Source organism: Pseudomonas marginalis, from assembly GCF_900105325.1.
Lineage (GTDB): Bacteria > Pseudomonadota > Gammaproteobacteria > Pseudomonadales > Pseudomonadaceae > Aquipseudomonas > Aquipseudomonas marginalis.
Window position 1 is genome coordinate 4060617 of record NZ_FNSU01000003.1, and the last position, 16773, is coordinate 4077389.

Genomic DNA, 16773 nt, shown 5'->3' on the forward strand with positions numbered 1-16773 from the left:
CCAGGCATCGACTCCGTTAGATCGATACAGGAGCAGGAATATGAGGATGTGGATCATAGCCTACAATCTCAAAGTCCTCAAACTTGTAGTCGTAGATGCTGTCTGGCTTACGCTTGAGCTGCAACTTAGGCAGAGGGCGCGGCTCGCGAGTTAGCTGCAACTTTACTTGCTCAATATGATTCAAGTAAATATGCGCATCACCCATAGTAACGACAATTTCGCCGACACCCATATCACACTGTTGAGCAAGCATATGAGTTAGAAAACTCGCTCCGGCTAAGTTGTACGGATTCCCAAGCAGCAGATCACTCGACCGAATATAGAGGTGTGTCGACAACTTATTGTTAGCCACATAAAACTGGTAAAGCAGATGGCACGGCGGTAATGCCATCTTTCCGTTACGCGCATTTTCTTGAGGGCTGACAGACTCATCTGGCAGGTACTCGACATTCCATCCATGGAACAGAATGCGACGGCTGTTCGGGTTCGTTTTAAGCGTGTTAACAACGTAATCGATCTGGTTGATGGTTTTGCCATCCTTAGTCGGCCACGCAGTCCACTGCTTGCCATAGACCGGCCCAAGATCGCCATCCTCGGTTGCCCATTCATCCCAGATTTTGACACCATTCTCCTTGAGCCATTTGGTGTTGGTATCACCATTCAAGAACCAGATCATCTCATTGATGATGCTCTTGAAATGCAGTTTCTTCGTGGTCAGCAGTGGGAAGCCATCTTCCAGGTTGTGGCGGAATTGACGACCAAACACGCTCAGCGTGCCTGTCCCTGTGCGATCGCCTTTCTCGACGCCGTTCTCCAGCACGTCGGCCAGCAAATCGTGGTACATCTTCATTTCGGATCCTCTAGATTTGCGCTGACCATATGCAGCGCATCACGCAATTTCTGAATTTCAGTATCCCGCTGTTTTAGCTTGGCCGTGAGCTCGGCATTTTGATCCACGTAGTAAGCCCTGGACTCAATGACACCGGTCAGTCGCTTATCAAGGGTCGCATACGAGCTTTCAACATCCTGATACCTATTGAACCAATAAAGCACTTCCAGTCGGCTCTTTTCAAGCCGTTGCATCAGAATGGTCTTGGGATCTTGCTTCTTCTCAGCTTTGACCTTCTGAACCATCACCTCAACGAGGCGGCTTTCCTTGATGGCCTCAAGCTTCTCCATCGGCCACCCCCGCATCCTGATGGTATTGCGATGGATCCCTGTGATGCGACTAAGCTCAGCAACCGTAGGCTTCAGCGATTTATCGGAGGCAATCTGGAGTATGCCTTCGGCTAGCTGCTCGGTATTTTTCTCGAAGTCGAGCTTATTCCGAGAATCAAAAGCCTGGGTGGTCATAGCTCAACCTCTTCTCCCAGATACTCCAGGACTCCTTTAGCTTCCTCCATCGCAGCACGAAGCTCCTCTTCCGTGCTCGCGGACGACGGGGAGCTCAATGCAAGGCTGTTCGAGACATAGATTTCTCGCCACTTAGGCGCATGCACTTTGGTGACGACAGCGTTCTTACAGCGATTAGGGTTGCAGCGCAAAGTCCCGATGCAAGGCAGGGAGTCGTCGTGAGCCTCCCGCTGACCGCCATAGCAAAACCCTTGCCCAACGTTGATGATCGCCAAGCGTTTCTTTGCCATTTGAGCAATGACCTGTTCTTTCGTGTACCCAGCGGCCATGTAGCCGTCGAATACCTTTTTCATCCGAGCTTTATGGCTCTCGGCATTAGGCCCGGCGTAGTTGCCATCAGGATCGCAGTAGCTTGTGATGTACTCCTCCTCAGCTACCTGACTAGGCGTCTTGCCACCAGATCGGCCACCCTTTGAAAGGATCTCCGCAATTGCGCCGTACCCGAGCGAAACGGCGCTGAACGATTGGTTTTGTCCTGCTCCACCGATAAGGTCACCAAAATGCTTCAACTGGTGTGAAATGAACGGGAGGCCAAGCTCAGCCCTTGCCATTTGGTAAGCCAATGTGTGCCGTAAGGTGTAGGGCGAAAACTCAAGAGACTCAAACTCTTCGCCCGTCAGGATCTCCTTAAAGAAGGAACTGAACTGAACTGAGATCCCAACTGAGCTCATAGAGGCCGGCTCCGCTCCCTGAGCGACCGTGTCCACATTTGAAAACAGATACGGGTTCTGTTTGACCTTGGCGATCAGGCAGGCCGCACGAATGGCGTCGCGCACGATAGGAATTGCGACCCATTTGTCATCAAACAACTTGGCAAGTCCTTGACGGTGTTTTACCACGTTGCTGATGAGCAGCCAGTAGTCATTCTCTTTTTCCATGCAGGACTCCACCAAGATCTCAGAGAGCTCGGAGGGTCGCATTCCCGTGTACTGCGCCACGAGATAGCACGCACTGTAAGAAATAAAGTTGATGTACCGACGAAACTCATCATCCAGGGGCACTTGGGTAAGCTTAAGCAAGGTCTCTGGCGCTTTGAAGTCGTGCTGCCTGTTTCCCGATAGAAAGTCTGGGCGAACAGCACCAATCGCCGCCCCCATGGCGCTGGAGTCATAACCCTTGCGTCGAAGCCGTAGGGCCACGTAAAGGTCGTAATTGTAAGGCGTCAATCTCTGGCTCTTGGCCGATGAGTAACCTTTAGCGTTCTGACGCGTTAGAGCGATCAGGTCGTTCACCGGCTCGCCCAGTACGCTCAGGAAGTCGACGACGGCAAATGAGGCTTCGCGAGAGGCCTTCTCGAATACATCGTTGGGAAGAATCCGATACGTTTTTTGAGACTCGTCTACCCGCTTAAGCACCTTCGCCCAAGGCAACGAGTCAAGCTCAACGTAGGGCAGAGGCTTATCAAAAATCTGTTCCAAGAGGAATGGCGACCTAATCGCTGTGAAAAATCTCTGAAGCTCAGGGCCGAAAACGTGGGGGTGTACGAGAGCGGCGGTACAATACATCCCTGCATCAAAGTACGAGAGGCCATGGTAACCGACCTCGAAAAACTCATCCGTCAGGATTTCCCGCGCCTGTCCTGACATTGTGTTAACAAAGCTGAGCCCCGCCTTGAAGCAGGAGATGGCAGTATTGGCCTTGATGTTCCTTGCGGAGCTTGTCAGCGATTGCAGGCTGGCCGGCATCTTCAGCCAGCAGTACATCGCCACCTTTACCTCAAGGACTGCTGACTGGTTGACCAATGGGAAACTCCCGAAATCAAGCCTCAGCTTGGCACCCTGGATGTTCCTGGCTGCGTTCGGGTAGTCCTCGTTGAAGTCCCAAATGGGATCACCCAAATCTGACGTTTTGCTGACCGGTAGCGCCAAGAGCGCGTTGTACCAAGACAGCGCCTCAACTGGCACAGCGCTAGACTCGCCAACATCTTTCTGCAGGCCCAGCAGCAGACCATGAGCGGCCATACGCCATTTTTTGAAGGCTGCAAATTCAGGAATGATGGATTCGCTCACAGAGTTACCCCCTCTGTCAGGATATCGACCTGCAGGTTTTCAGAAAGACGCTCGGCTTTAGCCAGCTCATTTGCTGAAAAATCAGATGTCTCCGGGTCAAGGATGCTGTTGAGCACGTCCAGGTTATCCAGGATGACGGTGCCGTAGGGCGTATCGAGCACCCGGTTTACCTCAATCATCCGCTGGTAATCGCGACGGCGAGCAAAGAGCTCCGGCAGGTGCGAAACCGTGATTATGCTGTTACTGCACGAGAGGCACTTGTTGAACAGCGTGCACGGCTTGCTGGGGTCGTAGTCCCTCAGATTTTTGATGAAGTCTGGCGGGTCGTACACGTTCATGCATGTGACCGTACCAGTTTCCATGGGCATGCCTTTTGGGGTCGACTCGATGGTTTTCGTTGGGATGATCGTCACCGACTCGTCCATCGTTTCTTGGTGCATCTCATGGAGCACTTTATTCAACATCTTCCGCGCCATCGGGTTAAAATCCATTTGATCAAGGTACGCCATAGTGGTGCTAATGTTCTTATGCCCTAACATCACTTGAATCTCCCGAGGAGACACACCGCGCTCAATCAACTCACTCACAAAACTTGGTCGAAACCGAGAGGCCGACAATGGCAATGGGTTGCCCTCTTCATCAAGCAACCCCCGATCTTCAGAGAAACCCTTCATGATCTTATTAATCATATTGCCGGAAGAATTCTCAATGGAGTCAACCACCCCGAACTTTCTGGGAGAGCTTGAGCGATAGATGAATAACTTATTCTCAACTTCAGGCTGAGCTTCAGCGCGAAGATTACGGGTCAAGAATTTAATGTCATCAAACACCTGTTTTACTGCGCGCCCCTGAGAAGTTGTAAGCCACGAAATCTCGGCATGAAACAAATCAAGATGGTACATCTTCTCGCCATCTGATCGCTCTTTCCAATACAGCAAGCAAGGCCGATCGGTTAGATCGTGACGTTCGATAAAGTCATCGAGATCGAGACCCAACAACGAATCAGCGTTCATGCCAGTAACCTGGGCGAGCCGGATCACATAGGGTGCTAGCACCCGGCTGTCAATCTGATAGAGAACCCCCCATTCTTTATAGATATCAAAGATCGACAATTCGGAACTTTGGATAATTGTAATGAAAGCCTTTTCATAAGCATCTTCACGATTGGCCGACTTGAAACCCAAAGGCTTGCAATCGAGTTTGTTCTCAAAGATCCAGCGGGCGTTTTCAATAGTGGCACACCCACGCCGAATCTTGCCATTAGGCGCAACGGGATCCTCCCCTACATGGCTCAGAACATACGGCTGTGCCAGACGGTTAGTCTCCGCAATCTCTTCAAGGATGGCTTCGGCAATGCGAGCACGTACTGGAGCAGAGTAAGGCTTGTATTGATCAGTTTCTCGCTCTGGGTCGAAGCCTTGGGCAGCCATGAAGGTCGTTAGCCCTAGTCCATTAATCTGAAGTGCACGCTCCATCATTTTCCGGGCCGAGCTCATCAGCGTGTTGCAATGGTTTGTCGACAACACGCGCTCAATAATTTTTTCTTGAAGATATACCCGAAACTTGGGCAAAGCATAGACGCTTACCAGCTCACGAAGATCTTCCAGCCCTGTGAATTCCGCCACCTTCAGATAGTCTCGAAAGTACTTAAACGCTTCGATAAAGTTTGCCTGACCCGATTCACTGCTGGCGTTCATCGACGCAGCGCTGAACACATGGAGCAGGTGAATAAATGGACGCTCCGGCTCTACTGACATGACATCAGATAGCCCATAAATGGAGACCGAACGAAGTGACTTGAAGGCTGCCTTCAGCTTCCCCGCTTCCGTTAGCTCGACGGGCTTTTTCGACGCAACGCGCTCGACGACTGTTTGATAGTCCCTATCTAGAACTCCCAGCGCTCTGAGGTCTTTAAGGATCTCCTCGAACGTAGACCGCACCAACTCATATTTCACCCTGGCAGAGGGGAAGCCTACCAATTCAGGAACATCACTCAAATAACCTCGATATCGAATGGTGTTCGCCGCCACCGGAATCGCTAGCTTCTGTTCTTTAGGCATACCCTCATACCAGGCAAGAAGCCTGCGGCGCCATTCGCAAGCGCCCGAAGGGTGACCTGAGACAATGATCCCCTCATCTGCCATCGCATCCAGGATGGGCTGAAAAAGCGAAGCTTTATTCTTGACCGTCGAGGCACTCAAGCCGGTTTGTTCGATCACATACCCAGCAGACACCGCCAATTCGGCATTTTTGCTCAAGCAGATCTGAAGCAACGACTCTCGATCATCAGTTGCTCGGGCTACAAAGGACTCAATGGTCGCGTCTACCTGCGAGCCCGTTAACCGACTACTCATTTCATATCTCCCGCATCAATTCTCAGGCGCGTCCGGTCGGCGAGTTCTGCCATCTCGCCGGCCTTTGTTTTGGTCTCAGTCCCAGGGCGAACAAGCTTCTGATAGATGTCGTGAGGAATCTGTGTGTAAGTTTCAGCTGTCTTGAGCCGGGAATGCCCCAACGTTTTTTGTACGGCTACCAGCCGGTCAAGGTAGCTCGTGCCAATATCCGGCGTGCGGAGCAGGGCATAAGCATTCCCATGACGCAGCTTATGCGGGGAGATCATTCTGTTGATCTTCATAAGATTCAAGGCACGCTTCGAGGTGCGCTCAAGGAGCTTGGAGACGGAGCGCGCTGTGAACTCGCCACCCTCAGCATTCAGGAATGCAGGAGTGGTCTCGGAGCTGCCGAACTGGCGCTTGTGCATCTTGTACAGCGGAGAGGCGTGGTACTTCTTTATGCGAAGCAACGTTGCCCTGCTCACCAAGGTATCGCGAGGCTTGAAGGAATCAGCGGGCCCCTTACTCCCATCGATACGAAGGGGACAATAGTCGGCATTCACCGCGACAGAGGCACCGGGTGAAATGAACATGGTGTCTTGGAAGCGAAGAGCGTCATCAATCGCCCTCAGGGTCACGCGAGGGACTTCCGAGCGGCGAATGCCTGCGTCATACATGAACTGAAGAAGGCACCGCTCACGCTCGCTCTGGGTGGCAAGGATTAGCTGTAAGAGGTCGTCCAGGGAACAGGCCACCACCAGATTCTTGTTTGGACGCGGAGACAGCAGCCCACCCGCATACGGGTTCGCTTCTTTTCGAGGAGGAGGGACATCGTCCACCCAATTACAAAGCGACTTGTTGAAGAAGGCCATGAGCGATGAATCTCGATTGCGGACAGTCTTCTTCGAGATCCCCTCAACCTCGCGCAGGTGCGCAAAGTATTCTTGGATAACGTGGGTACGGATCTCCAGGTAAGCGGAATCCCGCTCACAGCTAGCGAACTCACGGCGGCTGCTCAGGTACTCATGGACATAACCAAGGTTCCGGCCAAAGGTCATGGCGGTCTGCTCAGCTATCAGCGCAGCTTGGAGTTGCTGGGAGAGGAAGCCGGACATTAGAGGCATCAGGCGCTCATCGTCATCAAAGACGGCTGCTCCTGTGACCTTCAAGGTTTCTTGAGCTTGATGCTCATCAAGGGTGTCGTCCCGCCTGGTCGGGGACTCACTGAGATCTAGGGGTTTGCCCCGTACCGCGATTACCTTCACTTCTTCCTTCCTTTTCAAAGCGGCCCGTACTATACACAATGTGCATTTTTATAGGGGGCACAATAAACAGGCTTGGAAGGCTTACTGGGTTACGCAGTCATTACGTACTGTGCAGTTTCTTCTCGGGGGCATAAAAGGAATACGTCGGAACTGCGGATGTACAACTGCATCGACAGATGGCCGTCATGCACGAACGCCTGGTACAGCAGGTGGCACGGTGGCAGGGCTTGCTTGCCGTTGCGCGCGTTTTCCTGCGGGCTCCTGGTTTCGTCCGGCAGGTATTCGACGTTCCAGCCGTGGAACAGGATGCGACGGCTGTTGGGGTTGGTCTTGAGCGTGTGCACCATGTAGTCGATCTGGTTGATCGTGCCGCCATCCTTGGTCGGCCAGGCGGTCCACTGCTCGCCATACACCGGGCCCAGGTCACCGTCTTCGGTGGCCCACTCGTCCCAGATTTTCACACCGTTTTCGTTCAACCACTTGATGTTGGTGTTGCCGCTCAACATCCAGATCAGCTCATTGGCGATGCTTTTGAAGTGAAGCTTCTTGGTGGTCAGCAGCGGGAAACCGTCGGCCAAGTTATGCCGATACTGACGGGCAAACACGGCCTTGGTGCCGGTGCCGGTACGGTCGCCTTTGGTCAGGCCATTGGTCACGACGTCGTTCAGTAGTTCGAGATATTGCTTCATGTCATTACCCGTATCGTTGAAGCCGAGACCTCGCGGGCCTCGGCATTCGAATTTAAAGCGCGGTGTGCTTCAGCGGTTGCGGGCGATTGTACGCCCACCACAGCAGGCCCAGGCCGACCAGGATCATCGGAATGCTGAGCACTTGTCCCATGGTCAGCCAGCCCCACGCCAGGTACCCCAGTTGGGCATCCGGCACGCGCACGAACTCGACGATGAAACGGAAGATCCCGTAGAACAGCGCGAACATGCCGGAAACGGCCATGGTCGGGCGTGGTTTGCGCGAAAAGAGGTACAGGATAAGGAACAGGGCCACGCCTTCCAACGCGAACTGGTACAGCTGCGACGGATGGCGCGGCAGTTGCGCCGGGTCGCTGAACGGCGGGAACACCATGGCCCACGGCACGTCGGTCGGCTTGCCCCACAACTCGGCGTTGATGAAGTTGCCGATGCGCCCGGCGCCCAGGCCGATCGGTACCAGCGGCGCGACGAAGTCCATCAGTTGGAAGAACGACTTGCCGTTGCGCCGGCCAAACCACCAGGCCGCGATCATTACGCCGATAAAGCCACCGTGGAATGCCATGCCGCCTTTCCACACTTCGAAGATCAGCGTCGGGTTGGCGATGTAGGCCGAGAGATCGTAAAACAGCACATACCCCAGGCGCCCGCCGACGATCACCCCCATCGACAACCAGAACACCATGTCGGAGAGCTTCTCCTTGGTCCAGGTCGGGTCGAAACGGTTCAGGCGCCGGGAGGCCAGCAGCCATGCACCGCCGATGCCGATCAGGTACATCAACCCGTACCAGTGGATTTTCAGCGGACCGATGGCCAGGGCCACCGGGTCGATCTGCGGGTAAGGCAGCATTGCGACTCCTCGTTAAATCATTCGTTATGGCAACCGGACCATGCCCGGGCGCGATTAAGCCTGCGTTACAGCAAAAAATTCAAACCGACACAAAACAGCAAGCCGGCGAACAACCGCTTGAGCACGCGCGGCGACAACCGGTGCGCCAGGCGTGCGCCGAAACGGGCAAACACCATGCTGGTCAGGGCAATGCCCAGCAGCGCCGGCAAATACACGAACCCTAGACTATGAGCGGGCAACAGCGGGTCATGCCAGCCCAGAATCATGAAACTTAACGCACTGGCCAAGGCAATCGGCAGGCCACAGGCGGACGAGGTGGCCACCGCTTGTTGCATCGGCACGCTGCGCCAGGTCAAAAACGGCACGGTCAGCGAGCCGCCGCCGATGCCGAAAATCGCCGAAGCCCAGCCAATCAGGGTACCGGCCACAGTCAGGCCGAGCTTGCCCGGCACCGTGCGGCTGGCCTTGGGCTTGACCTCCAGGGCCAGTTGCACGGCGATGATCAGGGCGAATACGCCGATGATCTTCTGCAAGTGGGGGCCGGAAATCGCCTCGGCGGTCAGCGCACCAAAACCGGCGCCGAGCAGGATGCCCACGGTCATCCAGACAAAGATCGGCCAACGCACCGCGCCACGTCGGTGGTGCTCACGCACGGCATTGACCGAGGTAAAGATGATCGTCGCCAGGGAGGTGCCCACGGCCAGGTGGGTCAGCACCTGCGGGTCGAAGCCCTGCAAGGTGAAGCTGAACACCAGCACCGGCACGATAATGATCCCGCCGCCCACGCCAAACAGCCCGGCGAGTACGCCCGCGCACGCGCCCAGCAGCAAATACAGCAGAAATTCCATGGGAGCCCCCAAACCAGGTCCGGCATGTTAACGGATGGAAGGCATGCGACCCAACTGGATACGATGGAACACCGCTGCCGGTGTGGGTAGAGTGGCAAAAAACACAAACGGGAATCGCCTGATGTGCCTGATTGTTTTTGCCTGGCGGCCGGGCCATGCCCAGCCGCTGATCGTCGCGGCCAACCGTGATGAGTTCTACGCCCGCCCCAGCCTGCCGCTGGCGCAGTGGCCGGATGCGCCCAAAGTCTACGCCGGCCGCGATCAGCAAGCGGGCGGCACCTGGCTGGGCGTGAATGCCGATGGGCGTTTTGCTGCCCTGACCAATATCCGTGATCCGCACCAGCCGCCGGCACGCAAGTCCCGCGGGGAGCTGGTGGCACGGTTTCTCAGTGGTTCGCTGCCGATTGACCAGTATTTGGCCGAGGTTAATGGCCGTTCGATTGAATATGCCGGGTTTAACCTGCTGGTGGGGACGCGGGAAGAGTTGTGGCATTACAACGCCAATCACACCGAGCCGACGCAGTTGAAAGCGGGCGTGTATGGGTTATCCAATGCAGGGCTGGATACACCTTGGCCAAAACTGCTTAAGGCCAAAGCCGCGCTGAGTGAGTTGCTGAACGATCCCCGGCCCGAAGCGCTACTGGAGATTCTGAGCGATCCGCAGATTGCACCGTTTGCCGAGCTGCCGGATACCGGCGTGGGGTTGGCGACGGAGAGTTTGCTGTCGAGTGTGTTTATCGCCAGCCCCAGTTATGGGACACGGGCGAGCACGGCGTTGATTGTGAATGCCGATGGCACGCGGCGGATGGTGGAGCGCAGCTTTGGACCGCATGGTGGACGGCTCGGAGAGGTAGAACTCAAGTTCTGACGCTGATGCCGTCTTACCCAGCAGCGCGCCCTACGCAGCCTCGCGCGCTCGACAGCTGCTACGGGCGGGGCTGCGTATCGCCATTAAAGGGTCTTGGCAGACGCCGGGTTGATCATCCGCGTCAGCCCCAGGTTTTTCAGCGCCAATTGCAGCGAGCTGTGGATAACCTGCGGGTTGTCGATGGTCATCAACTCCGCCAGCAGATCCTTGGCCATGCTCAGTTCAACCTGGCGCAGCATCCACTTCACCTTCGGCAGGTTGGTGGCGTTCATCGACAGGCTATCAAAGCCCATCGCCATCAACAGCACCGCTGCCGCCGGGTCACCGGCCATTTCACCGCAGATGCTCACCGGCTTGCCTTCGGCATGGGCGTCGCGCACCACGTGTTGCAGGGCTTGCAGCACCGCCGGGTGCAGGTAGTCGTAGAGGTCGGCCACCCGTGGGTTGTTACGGTCCACGGCCAGCAGGTACTGGGTCAGGTCGTTGGAGCCCACGGACAGGAAGTCCACCTGCCGCGCCAGTTCCTTGGCCTGGTACACCGCCGCCGGGATTTCGATCATCACGCCAATCGGCGGCATCGGTACGTCGGCGCCTTCGTCGCGCACTTCGCCCCAGGCACGGTGGATCAGGTGCAAGGCTTCTTCCAGCTCATGGGTGCCGGAGATCATCGGCAGCAGGATGCGCAGGTTGTTCAGGCCTTCGCTGGCCTTGAGCATGGCTCGGGTCTGCACCAGGAAGATTTCAGGGTGGTCGAGGGTAACGCGAATACCGCGCCAGCCGAGGAAGGGGTTGTCTTCCTTGATCGGGAAATACGACAGTGACTTGTCGCCACCGATGTCCAGGCTGCGCATGGTCACCGGCAACGGGTGGAAGGCGGACAGTTGCTCGCGATAAATCGCCAGCTGCTCCTTCTCACTCGGGAAACGCTGGTTGATCATGAACGGCACTTCGGTGCGGTACAGCCCCACGCCTTCGGCGCCGCGCTGTTGCGCGCGCGCCACATCGGCCAGCAGGCCGGTGTTGACCAGCAGCGGTACACGGTGACCGTCGAGGGTCACGCACGGCAGTTCGCGCAAGGAATCGAGCCCGAGCGCCAGTTGCTTCTCTTCTTCCACCACCTCGGCGTATTGCTTGCGCAGGACTTCGCTGGGGTTGGTAAACACCTCGCCGCGATGCCCATCGACGATCATGTCGATACCGTCGACCTTGGAGTACGGCAGGTCCACCAGGCCCATCACCGTCGGAATGCCCATGGCCCGGGCCAGGATCGCGACGTGGGAGTTACCCGAACCCAGGACCGAGACCAGGCCCACCAACTTGCCTTCGGGCACTTCGCCGAGCATGGTGGCGGTCAGTTCTTCACTGATCAGGATGGTGTTGTCGGGGTAGACCAGGTTGGTGCTGCGGTCTTCCTGCAGGTAGGCCAGCAGGCGGCGGCCGAGGTCGCGCACATCCGAGGCCCGCTCGCGCAGGTAGGCGTCGTCCATCAATTCGAAACGGTTGACGTGATCGGTGACCACCTGACGCAGCGCGCCCTGGGCCCACTGGCCGGTCTTGATCACGGTCTTGACTTCGTTCCCGAGGGACGCGTCGTCGAGCATCATCTGGTACACGTCAAACAGCGCGCGCTCTTCGGGGCGCAACTGGGTGGCCAGCTTGGTCGACAGGTTGCGCATGTCGGCGCGCACGCCTTCCAGGGCCGTCTTGAACAGTTTGATTTCAGCGTCGATGTCGTCGACGTGCTTGTCCGGCACCACATCGAGGTCGGCCGGCGGCAACATGACCACGGCAGTACCGACCGCCGCACCCGGCGAACCCGGTACACCGACGAACTTGGCTTCCTGGATACCCTTGCCCTGGCCGCCCAGGCCGCGAATCGAGCCGGTGGCTTCGGCGTGGGCGATAACCCCGGCGAGCTGCGCGCTCATGGTCACGAGGAAGGCTTCTTCGCCCTCGTCGAACTGGCGACGTTCTTTTTGCTGGATGACCAATACGCCGACGACGCGGCGGTGGTGAATGATCGGTGCGCCGAGGAACGAGGCGTAGCGCTCTTCGCCGGTTTCGGCAAAGTAGCGATAACGCGGGTGATCGGCCGCGTTTTCAAGGTTCAGGGGTTCTTCACGCGTCCCCACCAAGCCCACCAGACCTTCATTGGGCGCCATGCTGACCTTGCCGATGGAGCGCTTGTTCAAGCCCTCGGTGGCCATCAGCACAAAACGGTTGGTCTCTGGGTCCAGCAGGTAAACCGAGCAGACCTGGCTGCCCATGGCTTCCTTGACGCGCAACACAATAATCCCCAACGCCGCCTTGAGATCCTTGGCGGAGTTAACTTCCTGGACGATCTTGCGCAGCGTATTGAGCATGGCTCGGGGTCGAACTCCGTCGTCAGTCGCGCGCTAAAAGGCGCGGGGCAAGCTCTTTGAGAGCGCGACGATAAACCTCGCGCTTGAATGTCACCACCTGGCCCAGCGGGTACCAATAACTGACCCAACGCCAGCCATCGAACTCCGGCTTACCGGTCAAATCCATCCGCACCCGCTGCTCGTTGGAGATCAGGCGCAGGAGAAACCATTTCTGCTTCTGGCCGATGCACAGCGGTTGGCTGTGGGTACGCACCAGGCGTTGCGGCAAACGATAGCGCAACCAGCCCCGGGTACAGGCCAGAATCTGCACATCTTCACGCTCAAGGCCGACTTCTTCGTTCAACTCACGGTACAAGGCGTCTTCAGGGGTTTCGTCGGGGTTGATTCCGCCTTGAGGAAACTGCCAGGCATCTTGGTTGATTCGGCGAGCCCATAGCACCTGTCCGGCATCATTCGTAAGAATAATCCCGACATTAGGACGGAAACCATCGGGGTCGATCACGGCAACAACCTCGCAAACGCATGTCGCCGCATTGTTCCACAAAGGTTGTTCCAGCGGCAACGAGGCTTCTTACCTTATGTGCACTCTTGTGAAAAGACCGTATTCTGGACGCCTTTTTACAGACTTTTCAGCGAGTAACTGCAATGCGCCTGGCTTTATTCGACTTGGACAACACCCTTCTCGGCGGTGACAGCGACCACGCGTGGGGCGATTACCTCTGCGAACGGGGGATTCTCGACGCGGTCGCCTACAAAGCCCGCAACGACGAGTTCTACCAGGACTACCTGGCCGGCAAGCTGGACAACGCCGCCTACCTGAACTTCTGCCTGGACATCCTCGGCCGCACCGAGATGGCCCAGCTGGACGAATGGCATAACGACTATATGCGCGACTGCATCGAGCCGATCATGCTGCCCCTGGCTGCTGAACTGCTGGCCAAGCACCGCGCCGCTGGCGACAAGCTGGTGATCATCACCGCCACCAACCGTTTCGTCACCGCGCCAATTGCCGCACGCCTGGGCGTCGAGACGCTGATCGCCACCGAGTGCGAGATGGAAAATGGCCGCTACACCGGGCGCAGCACTGATGTGCCGTGTTTTCGTGAAGGCAAGGTGACGCGCTTGAATCGGTGGTTGGAAGAGACTGGCTACAGCCTGGAAGACAGTTACTTCTACAGCGACTCGATGAATGACCTGCCGCTGTTGGAGCAGGTGACGCATCCGGTGGCGGTGGATCCGGATCCGAATCTGCGCGCTGAAGCCGAGAAGCGGGGTTGGCCGGTGATTACGCTGCGTAGCAAGTAACCGTGGTGAGCGGGCTTGCCCCGCTCACCACACCGGCTTGGCGCCCATGAGCCCGGCAATCGCCACAAACCCCGCCAGGCTTACCACCGCCAGCACCAAGGTGAAATTCAGGCTGCCGCCCTCGCCTTTGCGCAGCCGGTTAAGCCGTGCCACCAGCCAGAACCAGGCCAGCGCGGCCACGGTGTAGAGGATGCTGGAACCCAGGATCCAGGTCTGCCCCAGCGGCCAGCCGACCAGGTGCACCAGCCACCAGCCGGTAAACGGCATGCTGACCATGCAAACGCCCATCAGCAACCACACGAACGCCCACGGGCGCTGCACAGTCACGGCCGGGCCGTCGCTGCGCTTGCGCCAGGCCAACAGCGCCAGGCCGAGGCCGCTGAGCAGCAGCAACACCGTGGCGGCGATGTGGATAACTTTGAGGGTGGTCAGGGTTTCCATATGTCGTTTTCCTTAAAGGCCGCCCCAATCAGCGTAGTCGCTCAACCGAGAAACAGTTTGTAGGCCGGGTTATCGCTTTCATCCCAATACGGGTAGCCAATGGCCTCCAGGGCCGCCGGTACCAGATGGCGCTCGTTCGCCGGCACTTGCAGGCCGGCGACCACACGGCCGTCAGCGGCACCGTGGTTGCGATAGTGGAACATCGAGATGTTCCAGCGTCCGCCCAATTTATTAAGAAAGTTGAACAGCGCCCCCGGACGTTCCGGGAATTCGAAACGGAACACCACTTCATCACTGACCTGGGCCGCATGCCCACCCACCATATGGCGGATGTGCAACTTGGCCAGTTCGTTCTCGGTCAGGTCCAGCACCGGGAAACCCTGGCTGGTGAGGCTGGCGATCAGCGCACTGCGCGGGTCGTTTTCCGGGTGGGTCTGCACGCCGACAAAGATGTGCGCTTCGCTGCCGGAGTGGTAGCGGTAGTTGAACTCGGTGATCTGGCGCTTGCCCACCGCCTCGCAGAACGCCTTGAAGCTGCCCGGTTTCTCAGGGATGGTCACGGCAATAATGGCTTCGCGACCTTCACCCAGCTCGGCGCGCTCGGCCACATGGCGCAGGCGGTCGAAGTTGACGTTGGCGCCGGAGTCGATGGCCACCAGGGTCTGGCCGGTGACGCCACGGGTCTCCACGTATTTCTTGATGCCTGCTACGCCGAGCGCGCCGGCCGGCTCGGTGATGGAACGGGTGTCGTCGTAGATGTCCTTGATCGCGGCACAGATTTCATCGGTGCTGACGGTGATCACTTCATCCACATAGTGTTTGCAGATGTCGAAGGTGTGCTGGCCGATCTGCGCCACCGCCACGCCATCGGCAAAAATGCCCACGGTGGGCAGCACCACACGCTCGCCGGCGGCCATGGCAGCTTGCAGGCAGTTGGAGTCGTCCGGCTCGACGCCGATGATCCTGATCTCCGGGCGCAGGTATTTCACGTACGCCGCAATGCCCGCGATCAGCCCGCCGCCGCCCACCGGTACGAAAATCGCGTCCAGGGGCCCCGGGTGCTGGCGCAGGATCTCCATCGCCACGGTGCCCTGCCCGGCAATGGTGTGCGGATCGTCGTAGGGGTGAATGTAGACGTAGCCTTTTTCGTCGACCAGCTTCAGCGAGTAGGCCAGGGCTTCCGGGAAGGAATCGCCGTGCAGCACCACTTTACCGCCACGGGAGCGCACGCCTTCGACCTTGATCTCCGGAGTGGTCTTGGGCATCACGATCGTGGCCTTGACCCCCAGCACCTTGGCCGCCAGGGCCAGGCCCTGGGCATGGTTGCCCGCCGAGGCCGTGACCACGCCGCGTGCACGCTCTTCAGCCGTCAATTGAGTCAGCTTGTTGTACGCGCCGCGAATCTTGAACGAGAACACCGGCTGCAGGTCTTCACGCTTGAGCCAGACCTTGTTGCCCAACCGCTCGGAGAGCTGGCGGGCGGTCTGTAGCGGGGTTTCTACGGCAACGTCATAGACGCGCGAGGTGAGGATCTTTTTGACGTACTGTTCAAGCATCGGCGGAAATCACTGGGCGGGTTGGGCAGGGCCAAGGAGTCTAACCCAGCGTTTGGCCGGGCGACCACACGAATCCGGAGGTTTTGTTGGGTTATACTCGCGCGCCTCGATAACTCCCCGCCCGTTCCGGAGCCCGCATGACCCAGGATCAACTCAAACAGGCAGTGGCCCAGGCCGCCGTCGATTTAATCCTTCCCAAACTCGACGACAAGAGCATCGTCGGTGTCGGCACCGGCTCCACCGCCAACTGCTTTATCGATGCGCTGGCCCGGCACAAAGGCGCATTCGACGGCGCCGTGGCCAGTTCCGAAGCCACCGCCGCGCGTCTCAAGGGCCATGGCATTCCGGTGTACGAACTCAACACCGTGAGCGACCTGGAGTTCTACGTCGACGGCGCCGATGAAAGCGACGAACACCTGAACCTGATCAAGGGCGGCGGTGCAGCCCTGACCCGCGAGAAGATCGTCGCGGCGGTGGCCAAGACCTTTATCTGCATCGCCGACGCCAGCAAGCTGGTACCGGTGCTCGGCGCGTTCCCGCTACCGGTGGAAGTCATCCCGATGGCTCGCAGCCACGTAGCCCGCGAACTGGTAAAGCTCGGTGGCGATCCGGTGTACCGCGAAGGCGTGTTGACCGACAACGGCAACATTATCCTCGACGTGTTCAATATGCAGATCACCCACCCGGTGGAGCTTGAGACCCAGATCAACGCCATCGTCGGCGTGGTCACCAACGGCCTGTTCGCGGCGCGTCCGGCGGATGTGCTGCTGCTGGGCACTTCCGAAGGCGTGAAAACCCTTAAAGCCTGATGCAAAACC

The 16773-nt window shown here is 57.7% G+C and carries 14 protein-coding genes and 1 pseudogene; 3 read left to right on the forward strand and 12 right to left on the reverse strand.

Annotation, left to right across the window (positions count from 1 at the left end; all coding sequences use genetic code 11):
- Positions 1-16 precede the first annotated feature (16 nt).
- From BLW22_RS28270 to BLW22_RS28305, 8 genes and pseudogenes are all read right to left on the reverse strand, one after another.
- Positions 17-850 (reverse strand): thymidylate synthase, encoded by an 834-nt coding sequence (locus BLW22_RS28270; protein ID WP_055137223.1) that lies wholly within the window; start codon positions 848-850, stop codon positions 17-19.
- A complete protein-coding gene (locus BLW22_RS28275) occupies positions 847-1353 on the reverse strand; it encodes a hypothetical protein (RefSeq protein ID WP_055137222.1) in 507 nt (168 codons plus the stop codon). The genes BLW22_RS28270 and BLW22_RS28275 overlap by 4 nt, the downstream gene beginning before the upstream one ends.
- The gene (locus tag BLW22_RS28280) at positions 1350-3422 is read right to left on the reverse strand and encodes a tyrosine-type recombinase/integrase (RefSeq protein ID WP_074847884.1); all 2073 of its coding nucleotides are present in this window, start codon (positions 3420-3422) and stop codon (positions 1350-1352) included. Before BLW22_RS28280 ends, BLW22_RS28275 begins: the two co-directional genes overlap by 4 nt.
- Positions 3419-5776, reverse strand: a complete 2358-nt coding sequence (locus BLW22_RS28285) for a site-specific integrase (protein ID WP_074847886.1) — start codon at positions 5774-5776, stop codon at positions 3419-3421. Before BLW22_RS28285 ends, BLW22_RS28280 begins: the two co-directional genes overlap by 4 nt.
- Positions 5773-7020, reverse strand: coding sequence for a tyrosine-type recombinase/integrase (locus tag BLW22_RS28290; RefSeq protein WP_058410118.1), 1248 nt, complete (start codon positions 7018-7020; stop codon positions 5773-5775). The genes BLW22_RS28285 and BLW22_RS28290 overlap by 4 nt, the downstream gene beginning before the upstream one ends.
- A 95-nt stretch (positions 7021-7115) precedes the next feature.
- A pseudogene (gene thyA / locus BLW22_RS28295) lies at positions 7116-7709 on the reverse strand (thymidylate synthase); the annotation flags it as partial.
- 52 nt (positions 7710-7761) lie between these two features.
- Positions 7762-8574: a prolipoprotein diacylglyceryl transferase gene (gene lgt / locus BLW22_RS28300; protein WP_065924346.1), complete on the reverse strand. Its 813-nt coding sequence runs from the start codon at positions 8572-8574 to the stop codon at positions 7762-7764.
- A gap of 65 nt (positions 8575-8639) precedes the next feature.
- Complete coding sequence (locus BLW22_RS28305) at positions 8640-9422, reverse strand: sulfite exporter TauE/SafE family protein (protein ID WP_074847890.1); 783 nt, start codon at positions 9420-9422, stop codon at positions 8640-8642.
- 121 nt (positions 9423-9543) lie between these two features.
- Here BLW22_RS28305 and BLW22_RS28310 point away from each other — a divergent pair, with 121 nt between their 5' ends.
- On the forward strand, positions 9544-10290 hold the full coding sequence (locus tag BLW22_RS28310; RefSeq protein ID WP_074847894.1) for an NRDE family protein: 747 nt from the start codon (positions 9544-9546) through the stop codon (positions 10288-10290).
- 83 nt (positions 10291-10373) lie between these two features.
- Here the strand turns inward: BLW22_RS28310 and ptsP are convergent, their stop codons facing one another.
- Positions 10374-12653, reverse strand: a complete 2280-nt coding sequence (gene ptsP, locus BLW22_RS28315; RefSeq protein WP_027608425.1) for a phosphoenolpyruvate--protein phosphotransferase — start codon at positions 12651-12653, stop codon at positions 10374-10376.
- Between the two features lie 22 nt (positions 12654-12675).
- A complete protein-coding gene (locus BLW22_RS28320) occupies positions 12676-13155 on the reverse strand; it encodes an RNA pyrophosphohydrolase (protein WP_003176750.1) in 480 nt (159 codons plus the stop codon).
- A 143-nt stretch (positions 13156-13298) separates the two neighbouring features.
- Here BLW22_RS28320 and BLW22_RS28325 point away from each other — a divergent pair, with 143 nt between their 5' ends.
- Positions 13299-13958, forward strand: coding sequence for a histidinol-phosphatase (locus BLW22_RS28325; RefSeq protein WP_074847896.1), 660 nt, complete (start codon positions 13299-13301; stop codon positions 13956-13958).
- A 24-nt stretch (positions 13959-13982) separates the two neighbouring features.
- Here BLW22_RS28325 and BLW22_RS28330 read toward each other — a convergent pair whose 3' ends face one another.
- Positions 13983-14399, reverse strand: coding sequence for a DUF2269 family protein (locus BLW22_RS28330; protein ID WP_074847898.1), 417 nt, complete (start codon positions 14397-14399; stop codon positions 13983-13985).
- A 41-nt stretch (positions 14400-14440) separates the two neighbouring features.
- The gene (ilvA, locus tag BLW22_RS28335; protein WP_027608422.1) at positions 14441-15955 is read right to left on the reverse strand and encodes a threonine ammonia-lyase, biosynthetic; all 1515 of its coding nucleotides are present in this window, start codon (positions 15953-15955) and stop codon (positions 14441-14443) included.
- A gap of 137 nt (positions 15956-16092) precedes the next feature.
- On the opposite strand from ilvA, the gene rpiA reads away from it, so the two are divergent.
- The gene (gene rpiA, locus BLW22_RS28340) at positions 16093-16764 is read left to right on the forward strand and encodes a ribose-5-phosphate isomerase RpiA (protein ID WP_065924352.1); all 672 of its coding nucleotides are present in this window, start codon (positions 16093-16095) and stop codon (positions 16762-16764) included.
- The last annotated feature ends 9 nt before the right edge of the window (positions 16765-16773 follow it).